24 protein-coding genes and 1 pseudogene are annotated in these 15,645 nt (G+C 67.2%); 5 read left to right on the forward strand and 20 right to left on the reverse strand.

The genetic code is table 11. The features are described 5' to 3' along the window. Nucleotides 1–76 precede the first annotated feature (76 nt). Nucleotides 77–721 carry a hypothetical protein gene (locus IEZ07_RS28415; RefSeq protein ID WP_191897583.1) on the forward strand — a complete coding sequence of 215 codons (645 nt, stop codon included), beginning with the start codon at nt 77–79 and terminating at the stop codon, nt 719–721. 185 nt (nt 722–906) lie between these two features. On the opposite strand, the gene IEZ07_RS28420 is transcribed toward IEZ07_RS28415, so the two are convergent. The 15 genes from IEZ07_RS28420 to IEZ07_RS28490 all read right to left on the reverse strand — a co-directional run bounded on the left by IEZ07_RS28420 (nt 907) and on the right by IEZ07_RS28490 (nt 8,074). Beyond that, the gene (locus IEZ07_RS28420; protein WP_191897584.1) at nt 907–1,236 is read right to left on the reverse strand and encodes a hypothetical protein; all 330 of its coding nucleotides are present in this window, start codon (nt 1,234–1,236) and stop codon (nt 907–909) included. Continuing rightward, on the reverse strand, nt 1,226–1,489 hold the full coding sequence (locus IEZ07_RS28425) for a hypothetical protein (protein WP_191897585.1): 264 nt from the start codon (nt 1,487–1,489) through the stop codon (nt 1,226–1,228). Before IEZ07_RS28425 ends, IEZ07_RS28420 begins: the two co-directional genes overlap by 11 nt. 109 nt (nt 1,490–1,598) lie before the next feature. Then, nucleotides 1,599–1,892: an HU family DNA-binding protein gene (locus IEZ07_RS28430; RefSeq protein ID WP_191897586.1), complete on the reverse strand. Its 294-nt coding sequence runs from the start codon at nt 1,890–1,892 to the stop codon at nt 1,599–1,601. A 57-nt stretch (nt 1,893–1,949) separates the two neighbouring features. Further along, entirely contained in the window at nt 1,950–2,531 is a 582-nt protein-coding gene (locus tag IEZ07_RS28435) for a DUF6349 family protein (protein WP_191897587.1), read from the reverse strand. Next, nucleotides 2,528–2,815, reverse strand: a complete 288-nt coding sequence (locus IEZ07_RS28440; protein WP_191897588.1) for a hypothetical protein — start codon at nt 2,813–2,815, stop codon at nt 2,528–2,530. Before IEZ07_RS28440 ends, IEZ07_RS28435 begins: the two co-directional genes overlap by 4 nt. 11 nt (nt 2,816–2,826) lie before the next feature. After that, nucleotides 2,827–3,012 carry a hypothetical protein gene (locus IEZ07_RS28445; RefSeq protein WP_191897589.1) on the reverse strand — a complete coding sequence of 62 codons (186 nt, stop codon included), beginning with the start codon at nt 3,010–3,012 and terminating at the stop codon, nt 2,827–2,829. After that, complete coding sequence (locus IEZ07_RS28450) at nt 2,996–3,319, reverse strand: hypothetical protein (protein ID WP_191897590.1); 324 nt, start codon at nt 3,317–3,319, stop codon at nt 2,996–2,998. Before IEZ07_RS28450 ends, IEZ07_RS28445 begins: the two co-directional genes overlap by 17 nt. Then, nucleotides 3,316–3,612, reverse strand: coding sequence for a hypothetical protein (locus tag IEZ07_RS28455; protein WP_191897591.1), 297 nt, complete (start codon nt 3,610–3,612; stop codon nt 3,316–3,318). Before IEZ07_RS28455 ends, IEZ07_RS28450 begins: the two co-directional genes overlap by 4 nt. A gap of 152 nt (nt 3,613–3,764) precedes the next feature. Beyond that, the gene (locus IEZ07_RS28460; RefSeq protein WP_191897592.1) at nt 3,765–4,376 is read right to left on the reverse strand and encodes a hypothetical protein; all 612 of its coding nucleotides are present in this window, start codon (nt 4,374–4,376) and stop codon (nt 3,765–3,767) included. Continuing rightward, nucleotides 4,373–5,665: a hypothetical protein gene (locus IEZ07_RS28465; RefSeq protein WP_191897593.1), complete on the reverse strand. Its 1,293-nt coding sequence runs from the start codon at nt 5,663–5,665 to the stop codon at nt 4,373–4,375. The genes IEZ07_RS28460 and IEZ07_RS28465 overlap by 4 nt, the downstream gene beginning before the upstream one ends. Nucleotides 5,666–5,721: 56 nt before the next feature. Further along, nucleotides 5,722–6,003, reverse strand: coding sequence for a hypothetical protein (locus IEZ07_RS28470; RefSeq protein ID WP_191897594.1), 282 nt, complete (start codon nt 6,001–6,003; stop codon nt 5,722–5,724). Between the two features lie 35 nt (nt 6,004–6,038). Continuing rightward, a complete protein-coding gene (locus IEZ07_RS28475) occupies nt 6,039–6,329 on the reverse strand; it encodes a hypothetical protein (protein WP_191897595.1) in 291 nt (96 codons plus the stop codon). Beyond that, complete coding sequence (locus tag IEZ07_RS28480; RefSeq protein ID WP_191897596.1) at nt 6,326–6,997, reverse strand: hypothetical protein; 672 nt, start codon at nt 6,995–6,997, stop codon at nt 6,326–6,328. Before IEZ07_RS28480 ends, IEZ07_RS28475 begins: the two co-directional genes overlap by 4 nt. A 69-nt stretch (nt 6,998–7,066) precedes the next feature. Next, nucleotides 7,067–7,348 carry a hypothetical protein gene (locus IEZ07_RS28485; protein ID WP_191897597.1) on the reverse strand — a complete coding sequence of 94 codons (282 nt, stop codon included), beginning with the start codon at nt 7,346–7,348 and terminating at the stop codon, nt 7,067–7,069. Nucleotides 7,349–7,480: 132 nt separating this feature from the next. After that, nucleotides 7,481–8,074, reverse strand: a complete 594-nt coding sequence (locus IEZ07_RS28490; RefSeq protein ID WP_191897598.1) for a hypothetical protein — start codon at nt 8,072–8,074, stop codon at nt 7,481–7,483. A gap of 353 nt (nt 8,075–8,427) precedes the next feature. Between IEZ07_RS28490 and IEZ07_RS28495 the strand changes: the two genes are divergently transcribed. The 4 genes from IEZ07_RS28495 (at nt 8,428) to IEZ07_RS28510 (ending at nt 11,366) form a co-directional block, all read left to right on the forward strand. Beyond that, nucleotides 8,428–9,246 carry a hypothetical protein gene (locus IEZ07_RS28495; protein WP_191897599.1) on the forward strand — a complete coding sequence of 273 codons (819 nt, stop codon included), beginning with the start codon at nt 8,428–8,430 and terminating at the stop codon, nt 9,244–9,246. Then, nucleotides 9,243–9,671, forward strand: coding sequence for a hypothetical protein (locus IEZ07_RS28500; protein WP_191897600.1), 429 nt, complete (start codon nt 9,243–9,245; stop codon nt 9,669–9,671). Before IEZ07_RS28495 ends, IEZ07_RS28500 begins: the two co-directional genes overlap by 4 nt. A gap of 77 nt (nt 9,672–9,748) precedes the next feature. Continuing rightward, nucleotides 9,749–10,408 (forward strand): hypothetical protein, encoded by a 660-nt coding sequence (locus IEZ07_RS28505; protein ID WP_191897601.1) that lies wholly within the window; start codon nt 9,749–9,751, stop codon nt 10,406–10,408. A 436-nt stretch (nt 10,409–10,844) separates the two neighbouring features. Continuing rightward, nucleotides 10,845–11,366: a hypothetical protein gene (locus tag IEZ07_RS28510; RefSeq protein WP_191897602.1), complete on the forward strand. Its 522-nt coding sequence runs from the start codon at nt 10,845–10,847 to the stop codon at nt 11,364–11,366. Between the two features lie 50 nt (nt 11,367–11,416). Here the strand turns inward: IEZ07_RS28510 and IEZ07_RS28515 are convergent, their stop codons facing one another. The 5 genes and pseudogenes from IEZ07_RS28515 to IEZ07_RS28530 form a co-directional block, all read right to left on the reverse strand. Then, nucleotides 11,417–12,568, reverse strand: a complete 1,152-nt coding sequence (locus IEZ07_RS28515; protein WP_191897603.1) for a hypothetical protein — start codon at nt 12,566–12,568, stop codon at nt 11,417–11,419. Nucleotides 12,569–12,904: 336 nt separating this feature from the next. After that, nucleotides 12,905–13,135: a hypothetical protein gene (locus IEZ07_RS28520; RefSeq protein ID WP_191897604.1), complete on the reverse strand. Its 231-nt coding sequence runs from the start codon at nt 13,133–13,135 to the stop codon at nt 12,905–12,907. A gap of 324 nt (nt 13,136–13,459) precedes the next feature. Continuing rightward, nucleotides 13,460–13,591: a hypothetical protein gene (locus IEZ07_RS36010; RefSeq protein WP_275413871.1), complete on the reverse strand. Its 132-nt coding sequence runs from the start codon at nt 13,589–13,591 to the stop codon at nt 13,460–13,462. A 68-nt stretch (nt 13,592–13,659) separates the two neighbouring features. After that, nucleotides 13,660–14,308: pseudogene (locus IEZ07_RS28525) on the reverse strand (transposase family protein); the annotation flags it as partial. Nucleotides 14,309–14,529: 221 nt separating this feature from the next. Next, nucleotides 14,530–15,618 carry a DUF6461 domain-containing protein gene (locus tag IEZ07_RS28530; RefSeq protein WP_191897605.1) on the reverse strand — a complete coding sequence of 363 codons (1,089 nt, stop codon included), beginning with the start codon at nt 15,616–15,618 and terminating at the stop codon, nt 14,530–14,532. Nucleotides 15,619–15,645 lie beyond the last annotated feature (27 nt).

The raw sequence follows: 15,645 nt of genomic DNA on the forward strand, positions 1-15,645 counted from the left end.
GCGAGCGTTCAAAGCATTAATGTCAACTTATAGGGTGTTTATGGATTTATGACCGTTTTAAGCAAACGAGGGAACCATGAAGCGGATCATCCGGGCACTTCCCCTAGGGGCGATCATCGCCGCCGGATCCATCATGATCTCGGCGATCCCAGCGCATGCCGGATCAAGAGTCACGAACTCGTACAGCGTGACGACCGGCGTCGTCACCAAGAGCAGCTCGCTCTACCTCTCCGCCCGGGTGGCGAACAAGACCAAGTACAACACGAAGATCGGCATCAAACAGAAAGTCTGCAAGATCAGCTGCATCACGGTGAGCAAGAGCGTCAACCTCGCGCCAATGGGCCGCACCGCGTGGCTCGTCAAACTGGGCTCGAAAGGCTGGAGAGCCGTGGGCAACCCCACGGTCTACTTCACTGCGCTCAAGCCCCCCTACACGATCACGATGAAACCCGTGTTCGAGTTGGGCTATTCAAACGGGTCGGGAGACTGCTATGGCAGTGTCAACGCCAAGGGCACCATCCGCAACAACACCACGACCACGAAGAGCTATTCCATCGAGGGGATCGTTACTGTGGGAGCCCAGATGACGCGCTCCTACGACTTCGTGTGGGACGTACGACCAGGACGGACCGTTACCGTTGAACTTTATGGTCTCTCGGATAGCTGGTGCAGTCTGCCTGCCAGGAGCTCTGTAAAGATCGTGGAGGTCGAAGCAAGCTGAAGGCACTCGTGAAGCTGGACGGTTATCACAGTACGGCGAGGGAGAGGCACCACCTCTCTCCCTCGCCATTGAGCCTGGCGGGTGCTTACCCGGTAAGCACCCTAGCTCGCCGTCACATGCTGCCGACAGTCATCGCATGCCTTGCATTGACGCCTCTCACAAGTCACAAGCCCTCTCATCGTGGATCAGGGGCCGATGAGGTTGCGGATCCGGCGGGCAACGTCGGCGTGCCGGGAGGGGTCGAGCCGGGCGAATGGCTGGGGGTCGATGAACCAGCCTTGGGGGATGGTGGTGAAGTCGGTGAGGGCAGCGATGCCGACGCCGGGGATGGTTTCGGCGATCATCGGGTGCGGCTTGGGCCACGGGTCGTCGAGGCGGACGACCTGGACGACGGCGACGCGGCCGGGAGCCAGGCGCGGCATCGCGGGGGAGCTGATCACCATGACCGGCTCGGGCCCGTAGACGCCGCCCTTGGCGTACCAGATGGTGCCGAACGTAGGGGAGTCAGGCAGCATGACCTGCCTGTCCGGTGGTGCGGGTCTCGGCCAGTTCCTTCTGCGCGGCGGCGGCGAAGCCTTCGAAGCGGGCGCGCTGGCTGGCGATCTGCTGGTGCCACGTGGGTGCGGCGGCTGCGGCGGAGGCGAGATTCGCCTCGGCGAGGGCCTGGGTGACGTAGTCGGAGAGGGAGATGCCGAGGTGGTTGGCGATGTCGCGGGCGTCGGCGAGAGCGCCCTCGTCAATGGTCAGGTTCACTCGTGTTGTTGCCATGCTCCCACCGTAGTGCATGAATTCATGCACGTCTTGGATGCACGCGGATTCTGGGTGAAGTCATGGGAGGGGGCGGACCGTACGGCCCGCCCCTCGGGATCGTGCGGCGCTACTTACCGGCGGCGTGCTTCTGCCGGGTCAGGCCGATGAAGCCCGTGCCGGCCCGGAACACCGGCCTGACGGTCGGCGCGAGGGTGATCGGCTCGCCGGTAGAGGGATTACGGGCCATGCGGGCGGCGCGCTTGGCCAGCTCGAACTTGCCCCAGCCGGCAATGGAGACCTTGCCGTCGTCGGCCACGGTGCTCTGGATGGTGTCCAGGACCGCATCCAGGACAGCGGCCACGACCTTCATCGACTGGCCGGTGTTCTCGGCGGCCTTCTCGATCAGTTCACGCTTGTTCATGCGGGCTCCTTGCTTCAGGGGATTCCGTGCTATCGAATGCGCTTGTGCATTCGTAATCTAGAGGCCCGGCAGGGTTCCCTGCACCGCCTCACCGCTGCTTTCTTCCCGGAGATCGGGCACGGCGACGATCTCGTAACCGCCGCTGGGCGCTTTCCCGGCCCGGTGCATGCGGTCGTCAGGGTTGCGGCGCCGCACCACTATCGGGCCGCCGCTCTCCAGCCACCCGGGCGGGTAGGAGGAGGTGACCTGCAGCCGCCAGCGGCGCACCGCTTCTGGGTCGTGGCTGCTGGTCCGCAGCTCCCGAACCGCCAGCAGGGACCGCCAGGACGGCCACGCGTGATCGTGGGCGTCCTCCACGGCGTCGTTAACGGAACGCCGGGTAGGGCCCTCCCAGGTGCAGCCCAGGCAGGCGCCCCTCTTGTCGACGGCCCCGCCGTCGTCGGCGGGACCCCACCGCACGATCATCGTGGGGCGGCACAGCGGCGCGGCCGAGACCGCCGCCGCGAACAGGCCTCCCGAGCGGGCGTAGCCGGGATGACCGATGCGGATGCACCACAGGCCATTGCGCTCGGCCAGGTGGGTGGTGCGCCACTGGTCATGGCGGGCGACCGCGCCGCGCGGTTCGGCCGGGCCGGTCACGGCTTGGCCTTCCAGCGGCGGATCTTCACCGCGCCCTGCGGCACGTCGTGCTCGATCAGGTGGCCACGGATGAAGTCCGCGGTCTCGCGGTCGTAGGGGCCGAGCTGGATGAGGTCGCCGGGCACGCCGCTGCCCAGGACGGTGACCTGTCCGCTGGTCTCGAACCGGGGCCGGTACAGCTGCCACCAGTCGGCGCAGGGCCGCCCGGCGAGGACGAGTTCGTTGAGGATGACCGCCCAGATGCGGGGCGGGCCCTGCGGGGTGCTTACCGGGTAAGCGAGCACGGTGGCGCTCCTCACAGGCCGGGGTCGGCGTCGGAGTGGACCAGGCCGAACCCGTCGACCGCGCCGGAGACCGGTTCGCCGCTGAACGTGGCGATGCAGTAGCCGTGGCACGGCTGACCGGCTTCCGCTCCGCAGCCGTCCGGGCCGTCGCAGACGGAGTAGGTGATCAGGTCCTCGGCGTCAGGGGTGAAGCTCATCAGGTAAGGGTCCTTTCCAGAAGCGGGGTGGGGGCGGCGATGATCCAGGGGCAGCCGAGCGGGACAGCACCCCGTACTCGTCGGCCCCGGCACCGTCGTGGTCGACGGGGTAGTCGACGTCGCCGAACCGGTGCGGCGGGTCGGTGATGGTGGCCTTCCAGGCGGTCCGGGGGTGGTGGACGCTGCCGTAGGTCATGACCCGGGTGACGGGCACCAGCGCGCGGATGATCGGGTTGACGCCGTGCGGGGCGTAGCAGGCCCATACGAGCTGTCCCACCCGGTACGGGGCGTCCGGTCGGCGGCTCATCGGGGGTCCCGGCGGGTGAGGTCGAGGACGAGGCGGACCACGCCGGGCAGGTCGGGAGGCGTGTGCAGGCGGCTGCTGTCGTTCTCCTGCGGCTCGTACACCTCATAGCGGACGCCGATGCCGTTGTCGATGACGTGGACCGTGACGTCGCCGTCGTCGGGCAGGGTGTGCTCGGTGCGGACGAGCACGGCGGTCCACGCGCGGTTGCGTGCGTCGATGGCGGTGTAGAGGCTGTTGCCGTCCAGGAGGCGGCGTAGCTCGTCGGCGAGCCGCCGATGGGTGGGGGCAGGCACGAGAAGAGTTCCTTTCGTTCGGGGCCGCGGGCCGTACGGCGCGCGGGTGCTTACCGGGTAAGCAGGAGGGCGTTACGGTCCGCCCCCGGCCGGGGGCGGACCGTACGCTCAGGGAGTGAGGGGCGAGCCCGACGCGAACGGGCTCGCCTCCGCTACGTCCAGGGCAGGTCGAACAGCAGGATCCGCGTGAGGTCCACCCGGTCGGGCCGGCCAGCGGACACCAGGCGGATTTTCGTGATCGACCGGTCGGGCAGCGCGACGCCCTTGGCGGGTCCCCGCGCGGAGCGCCGCAGCGTGTACGCGGTGACGGGGAACCGGACGGAGAACCACGGGCTGGCGGGCTGCCCCGCGCGGATCTGCGCGTCGATGCTGGGCTCCTGCTTCGCCCATTCGGCGCACACGCACCCGGGGTCACCGCAGCAGTGCGACGAACGGAGCCGGACCCGGTTGCGGTCCAGCCGCCCCGACAGCATCGGGCACGCCTTCACGGCGTAGGCCGCGCACCATGGGTGCTGCGCGGGCTCGTTGACGTAGCCCTGCCCGAAGTCCATCGGCCGGGCCATCAGCACCGCGGCGTCCGCCGTCTTCAGCGGGGCGTGGCACAGCTGGCAGCGTGCGTCGTGCAGGCACTCGGCGAGGCGAGGTCGGTTGACCTCGCCCAGCAGCGGGGTCCCGTCGTCGTGCCGCAGCGTCACGTACGGCACGACGATCCCGCGCCAGGTCGGCAGGTTCGCGAGCAGCGCCGGGACCGGCGGCGGCGTCACTCCGAGCCTCCGATCAGCGCGGCCTGCGCGGCGGCGGCGCTCTCCTCGGCGGTGAGCTTCGCTTGCAGGTCGGCCATCTTCGCGCGGAGCTTCGCGGCCTTGTCGGCATGCTCGGCGGCCCGCTGAGGGGCGTGGAGGCGAGCGTGCGCGGCCTCGACGTCGGCCCGCTCCGGGCAGCTCTCGTAGTGGTCGATGAGCTGCCGCACCACCTGGGCGACGTGGTCGCGGGTGGCGTCCGGCACGCTCCGGTGGTACGAGCCGACCCGCCATACGTTCAGCCAGAACCGGCTGTCCTCGGTACGCCGGTCCGGGGAGACCACGGTGTAGCCGCCGAGGGTGATGCCGTAGACGACCGGCGCGTGCGGCGCGGGCATCGACCCGTTCGTGATCCGGTAGTCCGACGTCGGGCGCATGTCGCCGTACTCGACGCGGAGCTTGTCCGGGTCGCTGCCGCCGTAGGCGTAGGTGTCGGGGCCGAGCCAGATCACCCCGAACCCGGCCACCGCGTACCGGATGCGGCCCGTCTCGAGGTCCGCCTCGTACAGGAACCGGTAACGGCGCGTCTTGTCCTTGCCCTTGCCCTTGGCGGCCGGCCGGATCACCGACAGCGTGTTCCAGGTGAGGCCCGGCGTGGTCGCGCCGTCCGGGAACGGGTCGGGGAGCTCGTCCAGGCCGGAGGTGTCGAACCCGCCCACGGCCTTGAGGGTCTTGTCCAGGACCTCCACGACGTCGTCGCGCGACGGGATCGGCCCGGCGGCGGGCTGCATCGCCGCGCACTCCTGCGGGCAGGTGCCGCCCTCGGGGGTGTCGCAGAAGATGCACGGCCCGTTCTTCGGCACCGTGGCGGACACCGGGTAGACGTCCTCCACGGGCCACGTGGAGTAGTGCTCCTCGACGGTCTCGGTCTGGCCGGTCTTCGGGTCGACCACTTCCTCGGTCCGGGTGCGCTCGACCTTCGGCGCGTAGATCCACACCGGGGCGGCGTCCTCACGGATCCGCCGGTCGTTGCCGCCCCAGAAGAACCGGGCGTCGACCCGGGTCGCCGAGGGGTCCTGACCGAAGATCCGCAGGGCGTTGCCGATGCTGTAAGGGTGCATGCGGGCGGCGAACACGCGGAAGCCGTCGACCAGCTCGGGGTGCTCCTGCAGGGCGGTCGCGGCCTTCATCTGCCCGGCGTGCGCGGCGGCGCGGCCGGCGTCCTTGCGGGCGCAGAACGCCTCCCACTCGGCGTCGGTCATGTCGGCGGCGCGGCCGGTGGTGGGCTTGGGTCGGGTTGCCATCGTGAGCATGCCTTTCGTTGTGCGTTTGGTAGGGGAAGGAGGCCGCCGGGTCCCGGCGGCCGAGGTCAGCAGGCGGGCTCGTCGTGCGGGGGCTCGCAGTGGGCGGGCACGTACCAGCGGCCGTGCTCGTCCTGGTTGAGGCCGATCTCGCCGAGGGTGAGCCAGGTCAGCTCTCCGCGTTCCTGCTGGACGGCACCGTGCAGGCCGCCGCGGTCGTCGGCGTGCAGGCGGACGTTGACGACGTGCCCGGTGATGCGGGCGTGGTCGGCGGCTTCGCTGCCGGGGAAGACGCGGATGCGGACCGTTTCGCCCGCGTTGACGTAGCGGCGCGTGGTCGTGGTAGACATGTCAGAATGCCTTTCTGAATGCGTTTATGCATTCGTTAATGGAGTACGGGGCCCGGCCGGATCGACGCGTTGGGCAGCGGCGGGGGCTCGGTCACGGGTAGACCACCCCCGTCCGCGATGGGCAGCAGCTCGGCGGGGCATCCAGCGTCGTTCGCGCAGGCGACACACAAGCCGTATCGCCAGTAGGGGTCCTGGCTGACGAGCGCGACCACGGACTCGTCCGCGTTGCAGCCGGGCCTGCCGCACGGCCAGCCGCCTTTCTCGTAAGGACGCAGGGCGTCCCAGGTCCAGCCGGGCCGCTCCGCATGGGGGATCGGGGTGCTCATGCCTTGCGTCGCTCCTTCGGCGTGTCGGGCAGGACGGTCCAGCCGCCGCCCGGGCGGCGGGTCCAGTGCTCGTCGTGGGTGTCCGGGTGGCGGTACCGGAGCATCTGTCCGGCGCTGCCGATCTGGACGATCGGACAGAGCACGCCGTCGACCAGGACCCGGTCGGTGAGGCGGGGCCGCAGCCGCGTCTCGTAGTCGGGGTAGCGGAGGAGACCGCCATGCTTGTCGAGGGCGGCGATCTCCTCGGCCTTGTCGAGGAGATCGTGCGGGGCGTTGACGGCCTGGTAGTCGTGGCCCATCCCCAGGAACACGGCGTTTCCTCGGATGGGCAGTTCCTCGCTGGTGCGGCTCTCGAAGAGGTACCAGGCCGCGAGCTGGGAGGCGACCCGGTTGGCCGGGGCCAGCGACGGCGCCCAGGCCAAGACGACGCCGTTCCGGGCGGGCGTGGTCTTGGCCGCCTTGTACGGGTGGGTCAGGATGTGGACACGCACCTCGTCCGGGGTGATCGGCTTGTGCCCGTGGGAGAGCCGGTCGGCCAGGATGTCGGGGGCGAACTGCGCCTCGGGCCAGGTGGCGTAGGCGGTGATGCCGATGTCGGTGAGCTGGCCGCCGTTGACGTCGGGGGTGAGGAGCAGGCCGCGTACGGCCCGCAAGATCGGCTGTTCCATGATGTCCTTCCGGGTTGGTGGAGAGAGGGCGGGGCGGCGTGCCGTACGGCCGGCGGCCCGCCACCGGGGTTACAGCAGGTGCTCTTCGGCGTCGGCCTCCATCGCCTCGATGGAGGGGAACACCCGGCCGCACAGGTCGGTGCAGATCTGCTCGCCGGGCTTGAGCTGCTTCTGCTGCTCGTACACGGGCGGGTGGACGTAGCCCATGGACGACTGGTGGGTGCAGATGCCCTGCTTGCGGAGGCGGTGGATGTGGTTGGCGGTGGCTGCCATCTCGGCCATCTCCAGGTCGGCGTCCAGCCGCGCGGAGTAGAGCGCTTCGAGGTCGGCGGCGGGGTCGTCGTCGTACATGGCGGGTGTCTCCTTTCGTGCCGGAGGGGGCCGCACCGTGTGGTGGCGGCCCCCTCGGCGGGGTGGGGTGGTCAGGTCCAGAGGAGCCAGGAAGGCACGTGCTCGCGTAGGCGCAGCCACAGCTCGGGCGGGTCAGCGCATGTAGCCTTCGCGGATCAGCTCGACGTCGCAGTCGTGCAGGAACCGGGTCATCGAGGCGGCGCGGTCGGCCTGCTCGCCGTCCGGGGCGTCGGTGGGCAGGTCCTCCCACGCCCAGATGCGGGCGCCGTTCTCGTGGATCTCGCCGTCGCAGGCGGTGATCTCGATCTCCTCGGTGACGAGGCCGGTGCGGCGGGTGTAGGTCCAGGAGGACTCGGCGAGGTCGAGGGGCGTGGCCAGGCGGACGTAGCCGTCGTTGTAGAGGCTGGTCTCGTGGGCGCGGACGAATTCGGCGAGGGAGCCGTCGTGGTGGGGCATGTAGATGTCGCTGGCGTAGAGGGTCTCGCCGTCGTAGATCGAGGGGGTGCCGCACGGGCAGGTGCTACCGGGGCGAACGTCGCAGGCGCAGCCGCCTTTGAAGAAGTCGTGGTCGGCGCGGGTGCCGGAGAACTCGGTGGTGAAGACCGCGCCCTCGACGGTCATCTCGCCGAAGCTGTTGATGTGGCCGGGCAGGGTGATGGCGAGGTGGACGACGTCGATGCCGTCGGGGTTGCCGGGGGTGGCGTGGGTGTAGAGGCGTTCAATCATGGCGGTCCTTTTCGGGTGGGTTTTGAATGCGTTTCTGCATTCGTTAACTGTGGTGTGCCAGTATGTTTTTCCTGGTCACCAGGGGTTTTGATCTTCAGTTGTGGTGTACCAATTATTGCATAAGCGTCTTGTAAATACAAAGCTTTCTGATCAGCGCAAACGACCCCCAGCGAAGCGCTGAGAGCGTCTGTCGGAGGTTGGGAGCGCATCCCCCTAGCGATCCCAACCCCTCTCACTTTCGGTCCTTAACGATCACTACAGACGCGACTTTGGCCTGCGAGCATTGTCAACGCTATTCCCGTCTCGAACGTCGCTCTTGCCTTTATTGCTCCTGTCTGGGGATCGTCATGCCCATGGGAAGCAGCGGGAACGCGCGCGGGTGGGCACTGCCGTTGGCTGTACTGACCAGTTTCGTGCTTGCGGCCGTCGCCGTGCTCTTCAACCTGGAGGTGATGAGCTGGGTCGCTGCAGGCTTCGGGGCAGTGCTCGGAGTGGTCGCCTTGTTCAAGAGAGAAACGAGCGCTGAAGAAGGTCCCGTCGGCAGCGGATCTCGCCTCTCTGCAGGATGGGTGCAGAAAGCTCTGATTGTCGGCGGAGTGCTCATCTTCGGTGCGGCCGTGGCTCTCAGGATCATCGTGAATCCGGTCAGTTCGGAGGCCGCAACGCCCTGTGCGGAGCCGTCCGACCCCATCACCCGCGCGAAGGTGACCTCCACCCCTCCAGCAGCGCACCCCGGTCTGGAGCTCAAGTCCGCGCTCTACAGCATCAAGTACAACCGTGCAGACTCCATGACCCTGGAAATATCCGGGCAGATCACCACCCAAGTGCCGGATGGTCAACTGCTGTACCCATTCAAACGGGCCGAGCCGGGAACCCGCGACCATAAAGGCAATCCCGGCAGCGGACGCTTCTTCTGGGGTAGAGACGCAGAGATCACACTCGATCAGAATGGGTGCTGGTACCAACAACGGTCTAACTTCGGCGGCTACTCCGGTGCTCGCGGTCTGACGTTCTACTACTACGTTGGGCTCGTTCCACGCGCCCAACTGTCTTGCATGGACAGGCTCGTCTCAACGAAGGCCGGCAAAGAGCACGGCCAGGACACCGACGATCTCACTAGGTGCGGTGTCACCATGCTGGGCTACGCTCACATCCCTACCGACCCTCTATGACCCTGAGGTGCGGCGAGTGGGCGCAGCAGACCGCCCAGGACAACGCGCTGTCCGCGGTGCTCCTGGTCCACGCCCGCCTCAGCTTGCGCAACCCGCAGCCGCACCAGGCCGGCGGCACGGTGCTCGGGTCGGTGCCCGCCGAGCGGCTGGCGGGCCCGGCCGTCGACATCCTGCTGCATCAGATCAGCAGCCATCACCAGGACATGTTCTCCCGGGTCCTGAACTCCCTGCCGCACGCGGCCCGGCGCACGGTGGACCTGCGCACCGTGGCGGCGCTGGCGTACGTGGTGCCGAACCGCAAGCAGGAACTGCTGACGAACCCGACCGGGCACTACCCGCACCGGGGGCCGGGCGGCGACACGATCCGCTGGTGGCCCGCGCTGGACTTCGCCCAGTCGTTCCACCGGGCCCGGCCCGGGGCGTAGGGCCCGCGTCTGGTGATCACCTGCGCAGCCTGCCCGTCATGATGGACAGGCCCCACCAGCGACGAAAGGCACCCGCGATGGAGTTGACCCGCATCATCCAGGACGAGACCGAAGACGGCACCCGGCCCGGAGCGCGGGCCTGGATCGTGTCCGGCGAGCACGGGGCCGTCCAGATCGTGCTGTCGAAGATGGAGGGTCCCGACTGGCAGTTCGACCAGGACGTCTTCCCCGCCGGGTGGAGCGGCACCTACCTCGGCTACCACGCGCCGACCCCGCTTGGCGGCGAGGACGAAACCGAGATGGACTGCCCACTGCTGCCGGGCGGTCGGTGCTTCTACAGCGGGTCGGGCCTGCCCGTGATGGACATCGCACGGGTGTGGGCGGCGGCCGGCTTCGATGACGCGGTGATCTGGGAGGCGGCGGAGCTGGCCTACCGGGTCCGTCTGGCCGCTGGCGGGCAGGACGACCTGAGCCCGAAGGGGCGGCGGGCCGCGCTGCTGTTCACGCTGGAGTGCGCGCTGGCGGAAGCGGAGGAGACGCGGGCGGCCGTCGCGAGCGAGGAGGCGCCGTGGTCGCGCGTGGCGGCCGCGGAGGAGAAGGTGGCGGTGGCCGAGGAGGAGCTGAAGGCGTTCGACGCTGCGCATCCGGAGCTGGTGGCGGATCTGCGGGAGCAGCGGCGGAAGGAGCGGGATGGGGCGGCGCGGGGTGCTGTCCCGGAGGAGACGCACCCGGCATAAAGATTGCGATCTACGGTGTAAAGCCCCGTCGATCGCAGAACTCCTCCCAGGGCGGCCCCGCCGGGGCCGCTCCCTACCCTCCCCATACCAGACACACAAGTACAGGTCATCTCATCGGTGCCGAAAAGCCCCGCCATGAGCGGTGCAGCATGAAGGCTCGGGACTGTGAGGTTGTGCAGCCTTCCGTGCTTTACGCCGTAGATCGCAATCCTTGTGCCGAGTGTCTGGCCGGAGCCGGACACCGGTGTCCCTTGACTGCCTCTGCCCCGGTGAGAAGGTGAAGTCCTCCCCCGACGAAAAGAGGACAACGATGTCCCATACCGGCGCTCAAGGCCCCGACGCGCGAACTCAGGCGATCGTGCGGGAACTGGCCACGGTCCGTGCCCGTGCTGAGCAGGACCACCACGTAGGGGAGCCCGGCCTGTACTCCCGCGTCATGGTGATCGTCGACGGCAACGTCCCTTCCGAGGGCGACGCGGAACACTGCTACCTGACCCCGGTCGCGGCACCCCGGTCCGGCCAGGGCTACTACACCCTCACGGCGAAGGACGGCGCCCAACGCCCCCCGGAGATCAGCCCGGACGAAGCCAAGCTCTCGCAGAGCGACAGCGAAGTCGCTGTGCTCCTCGAAGCCTACGAGTGGATCACCGATCAAGGACTCCAGGTCGCGACCGAAAGCATCGAAGTCATCCTCATCAGCAACATCGGTCCATGCACGGGCTGCAAGGCCCGCCTCCAGATTTTCTACGGTGACCTCCTGGCGGCGGCCGGTGAGGTCGGGAGCAAGGTCCTCATCACCGTCGAGAGCATCTACAACACTCCCGAAGCCTCCCGGAACAGGACCCGGGGCAACCAGATCCCCACCACGTATGGGTACCCCGACTCCGTCGCCACGCCGTACACCGTCTTGGGCCAGCAAGGAACGTACTGGCGGTACCAGCTGCCCCAACTTCACTGACAGCACCGCACAGATCCCTCCCCGGTTGAGCCCATCCGCGGTCATCGGGCTCACGCCGCCCACCGAGGCCGGCGCACCTGACGGGCCGCGGCCTTCTCCAGCGCCGCGGCCCCGGCCTCCGTTGACGCCAGCGCCGCCCGCGCGGCCGCCAAGCCCTGCGCAGCGTCTCCGGGCTTCACCGTCCGGACGGGCTCGAGCACCTGGAGACGGAAACGCTCCTGCTCCGCGTGGCGCCGGGCCTCGGCCGCGGCGTGCTCCTGCGACGGCAGCGGATGCTTGAGCTCGCCGTCGTCGGTCATCCACCACGACAGGCGGTGCCGGATCATCGCCCGCAGGATCCGGCACCGCTCGTAGTGGGGCCTGCGCAGCGGCGGCATCAGGTCCCCCCACCGCTGCCCGTCCGGACGGACGTTCAGCACGTGGTAGACGTCGCGGACCGTGGCCCCGGCGGCGAACAGGGCCCTCAGCAGGGACCGCAGGTCCTTGGCCGAGACGACCCGCAGCGGAGGGTTGTCCGCGCGCAGCCGCTCACACGCAGCGAGGATCTCCTTCTTGGTGCCTGGCGTGACGGTGGCCGACCACGACGGAGACGGTGGCGTGGAATCGGACATTTCCCGCGCGTGCGTAGGGATAGCTTCCCCCTGAAGGTCAACCCCAGGGGCGGGGGTGCACGTTTCTTCCACAGAGGCGTTGACCTGCATGAATGCGGGACGTTCCCGGACCGTCTCGACCGGCCACGGAACCTCCTCCTCGTCCTGCTCCGCAGGGACCGCCGCGTAGTCCGCTTCGATCGCTGCCAGCGCCGCGTCGTCCAGCATGTCCACCGGGATCGTCAGCGCGTACTCGGCCGCGAGGTTGCCCAGGCCGTCGTCAATGCGCCCGTAGCGGGTCCCCGGGCGGAACCGCACCGTCGAGCCGGGCGTGATCGTCACCAGCAGCTCCTGCTCGCGCAGCCACGCCAGCTTGTAGGCCAGGGCCCGCCGCGAGCAGCCGAGTTCGGCCGCGAGGATGTCCCAGGTCGCGCCCCGGCGGGGCGTGGTGACGTAGTAGTCCGAGCGCAGCATGAGCTGCCACACCAGCGCCATCAAGCCCCGCCGCCAGTCGGCGCGGCGGCCGGCCTGCTCGGCGCGGTACTCCACCGCCTGCTGCCACAACGTGATGGACGGCGGGATGGTCAGGTGCTCGGGGACCGGGGATTTCAAGGCATCCGGGCATGGTGAATCACCAGCTCGATGCATGGATTGGGGGGCGGACGGCCGACACGCCGCGGTGTCTGTTTTAGGGCGTGCTGGGCTATCCGCTTGGCGAGGTGCTATCGTCTCCTCCAAGCGTGTAAGTGCAAGTTGCTAGACATGCGAAAGGCGCTCAGCTCATCGGTTTGGCGGCCAGAGCAGAGATGTGATTCGCGTGCAGGGGATTGTTAAGTTGTCCATCTACCGGCGCGGACGAAGTTGGCGCTTCGTCCGCACCAGCGCCTCCCACTGGGAGGCGTTTTCTTTTTGCCTAGGTGTCTCCTTCTGACCGCGTCAGCCGTACGGCTACGCGGTGGGGTGGTCTCCGGCGAGCAGCAGCGGCTCCTGCCGGGCGGGCTTGGCCGCGCCGAGCTCGTGACCGAGCGCCTTGGCGAGCATCTCCTCGACGAACCGGCCGAACGGGACCCCGCGCTTCTTGGCGAGCGTCTTGCCGAGCTTGAGCAACTCGGGATCGGTGAACGAAACCGTGTGCCGCGCGACCACCACAGGGTCGGGTCCGGGTGTGCTGCCACTCATGGTCGCTCATCTTGGCGGACTCGGAGTCGGAGATCCAGTCGAACGCGGCGTGTCGCAGCACTGAAATCCCCCTCCGTGTGGGCGTCCAATGGGTTGATCATGACGCACCCTATCCCGTGTTGTGGTCACGTTACTACGGTTACGCGCACCACGCGCAAGGTGCGTATCCCCTCGACTGTGCCCGCATCGCCCACCGCTGTACGGGTCCAGGAGACCCCCACAGCCCTCACCTGTCTCCTTGTCCCTCGCGATCATTTACCCCCTCACCGACAATCTGAGGGGCGCAGGAACACCCCCCTGCGACCCCACACCCCCGCTCCCTGATCAGGTCGTGCTCCCGGACTGCACGGGCACGACCTCCCACGCGTCGCCGCGCCGCCACAGCAGCTCTTCACGCTCCAGGGCCCGCAGCGCCCCCACGATGTTCCCCGGGCTGCACCGCGCCCGCTCCCACACCGGCCCGACGACGTGCGCGTCGTCGTCTTCGAGGTACCAGACCTGTGCGATCGCGGGGCGCGGTGTAGGCGGTGTAGACAGCAGCGCGGCTGGACCGGGGCAGCTTCCATGCCTTCAGGGTCGCAACGGGGCGTTCCCCGAGCGCCCAGATACGAGCATGAGAACGGTTGACGGACCGCTGGTATGGACAGGCGCGGCCAGTGGCGCTTGAACGGCGTGCGGATCGTGCCGCCCGCACCCTGGTATCCCCCAGTCGGCGAAGCCCCGGACACCGGCGCCGGTCAGGCCGGCCTGCACCAGGCGGTCGGCCGGGTTGGCGAGGAACGGAACGTTGACCCCGTGCCGGTGGTGTTTTCCGGAGGAGTACGGCGCATCGTCGGCCAGCCGGTCGATCGGAAAGAGCGTGCCGTCACCAGCGGCGTAGGCCAGGCGGGAGGCCTTGCGTGCGGCGGTGTGCACGTCGTTGGCCAGGGCGGCGACCAGGTCGATCGCCTCGCGCACGTAGCGCCAGGCGGTGGTGGTGCCGATGGCGAACCCGCCGGCCAGGCGGGCGTAGGTATCGCCGTTGCGCAGATGCGCCAGGACTAGAAGGGCTTGTTGTCCAGGGCCGAGGCGGCGCCAGCGGGAGCGCCGTTCGGCGCGGTGGGCGCGGATCAGATCGGCCAGGCGGGCGAGAGTGCGGTTGGACAGCGAAATCGCGGCACGGTATGCCAGCAACGAGGCTCCCGGTTGGGGCATCGGATCTTGGTCGACTGCTGTCTTACCGGGAGCCTGGTCTCATCCGCTACCGCCTCTGCAAGCCCGCCGTGACCTGGGCCATCAGGATGAAAAAGCCTCAGCAGTTCCTCGTGTCCGTTCACACGCTCCCCCGCCCGCATCTGGACGGTCGGAGAATGCGCCGCTGCGCCGCTGAAGGACTGAAAAGGAGGAAGCAATCTCTATCTCTCAACAGAATATCGGCTGCGCTCTATATGCTTGGCGACATTCCAAAGTACTTCCAAGCGCATAAAGTCGACCCTTGGAAGTAATGGCAGATTAACGGCTTCCGCGGCAGCACCATAAGCCGCATTTACTGAGTAAGGATTAAGTGATCTAGCGAGGACGCTTAGGGCATGGCTAGCAATTTGCCTATTATGCATTTCTTTTCTCGCCTCTGAAGAAAGTTCTCCTTGTAGCGAGTCTGTCCTACTAATCTCTTGCGATGTCCGCTCGAGTTGTGCTTGTAGTGCTTCCCTCTCTCCCTTAAATCGCTCGCCTTGATGTAAGAATCTTAGGACGTCTTTCGCCAGAGGACTATCCGGGAGGACCGCAGCGGCAACGATAGAAGCGACCATTCTGGCGATATGTGGAGCCACTTCCACTGACAGGCGTTCTAGAATAAGCATGAATTCGGGGTCGTCTAGAAATGGCGCCCTTGGGTTTAAATACTCACGAGGGATGATCGGATCAGGAATCGGATCATTTATCTGGAAGATAAATTTAGGAGAACGTAGCCACTCTGAGGTAAGGCGTTGCCCACTGATCATTTCTCCTAGTGCTAAGAGTCGCGCTTTGCGTGCCGGCATCGACAATCCATCGTTCAGTTCTATTTCCGTCAACATTTCATCTAGTGCTGCCGGATCACTTCCTGATCGCCGCTCGATCTCAAGTAAGGTGAATGATGTTACAATGCGGCCGTCGACCGCATATATGACGGAGCTGTCCAGTTCTACATTCCAGAATATACTGAAGGCGCATCCGCCAATAGAGACCGATTCCATGACAGCTTTCCTCGATCCTTCGATCCCGTTAGGTTCAAAAGCGATGGCCCAGTCGCCCATAGAATCGAGCTCAAGCAGAACTGCCTCGTCGTCCTCTTGCTCCATCTCTTCTATCTCATCAATCGTGGCCCATAGCCCTGTCTCCACGTCTGCACCGAACTTACGGGCGATGTCTTCCAGGTCGTCACTCTGACACCAGGTAAGACAGAGGTTATCCGGCAGGCCTTCTTGAATTAGACGCGTATACCTTGCATCGATAGATTCCAAGTTCATACTCCTATGAGTAGATTAGAG

It is taken from the genome of Planomonospora parontospora, assembly GCA_014647935.1.
Classification (GTDB): domain Bacteria; phylum Actinomycetota; class Actinomycetes; order Streptosporangiales; family Streptosporangiaceae; genus Planomonospora; species Planomonospora parontospora.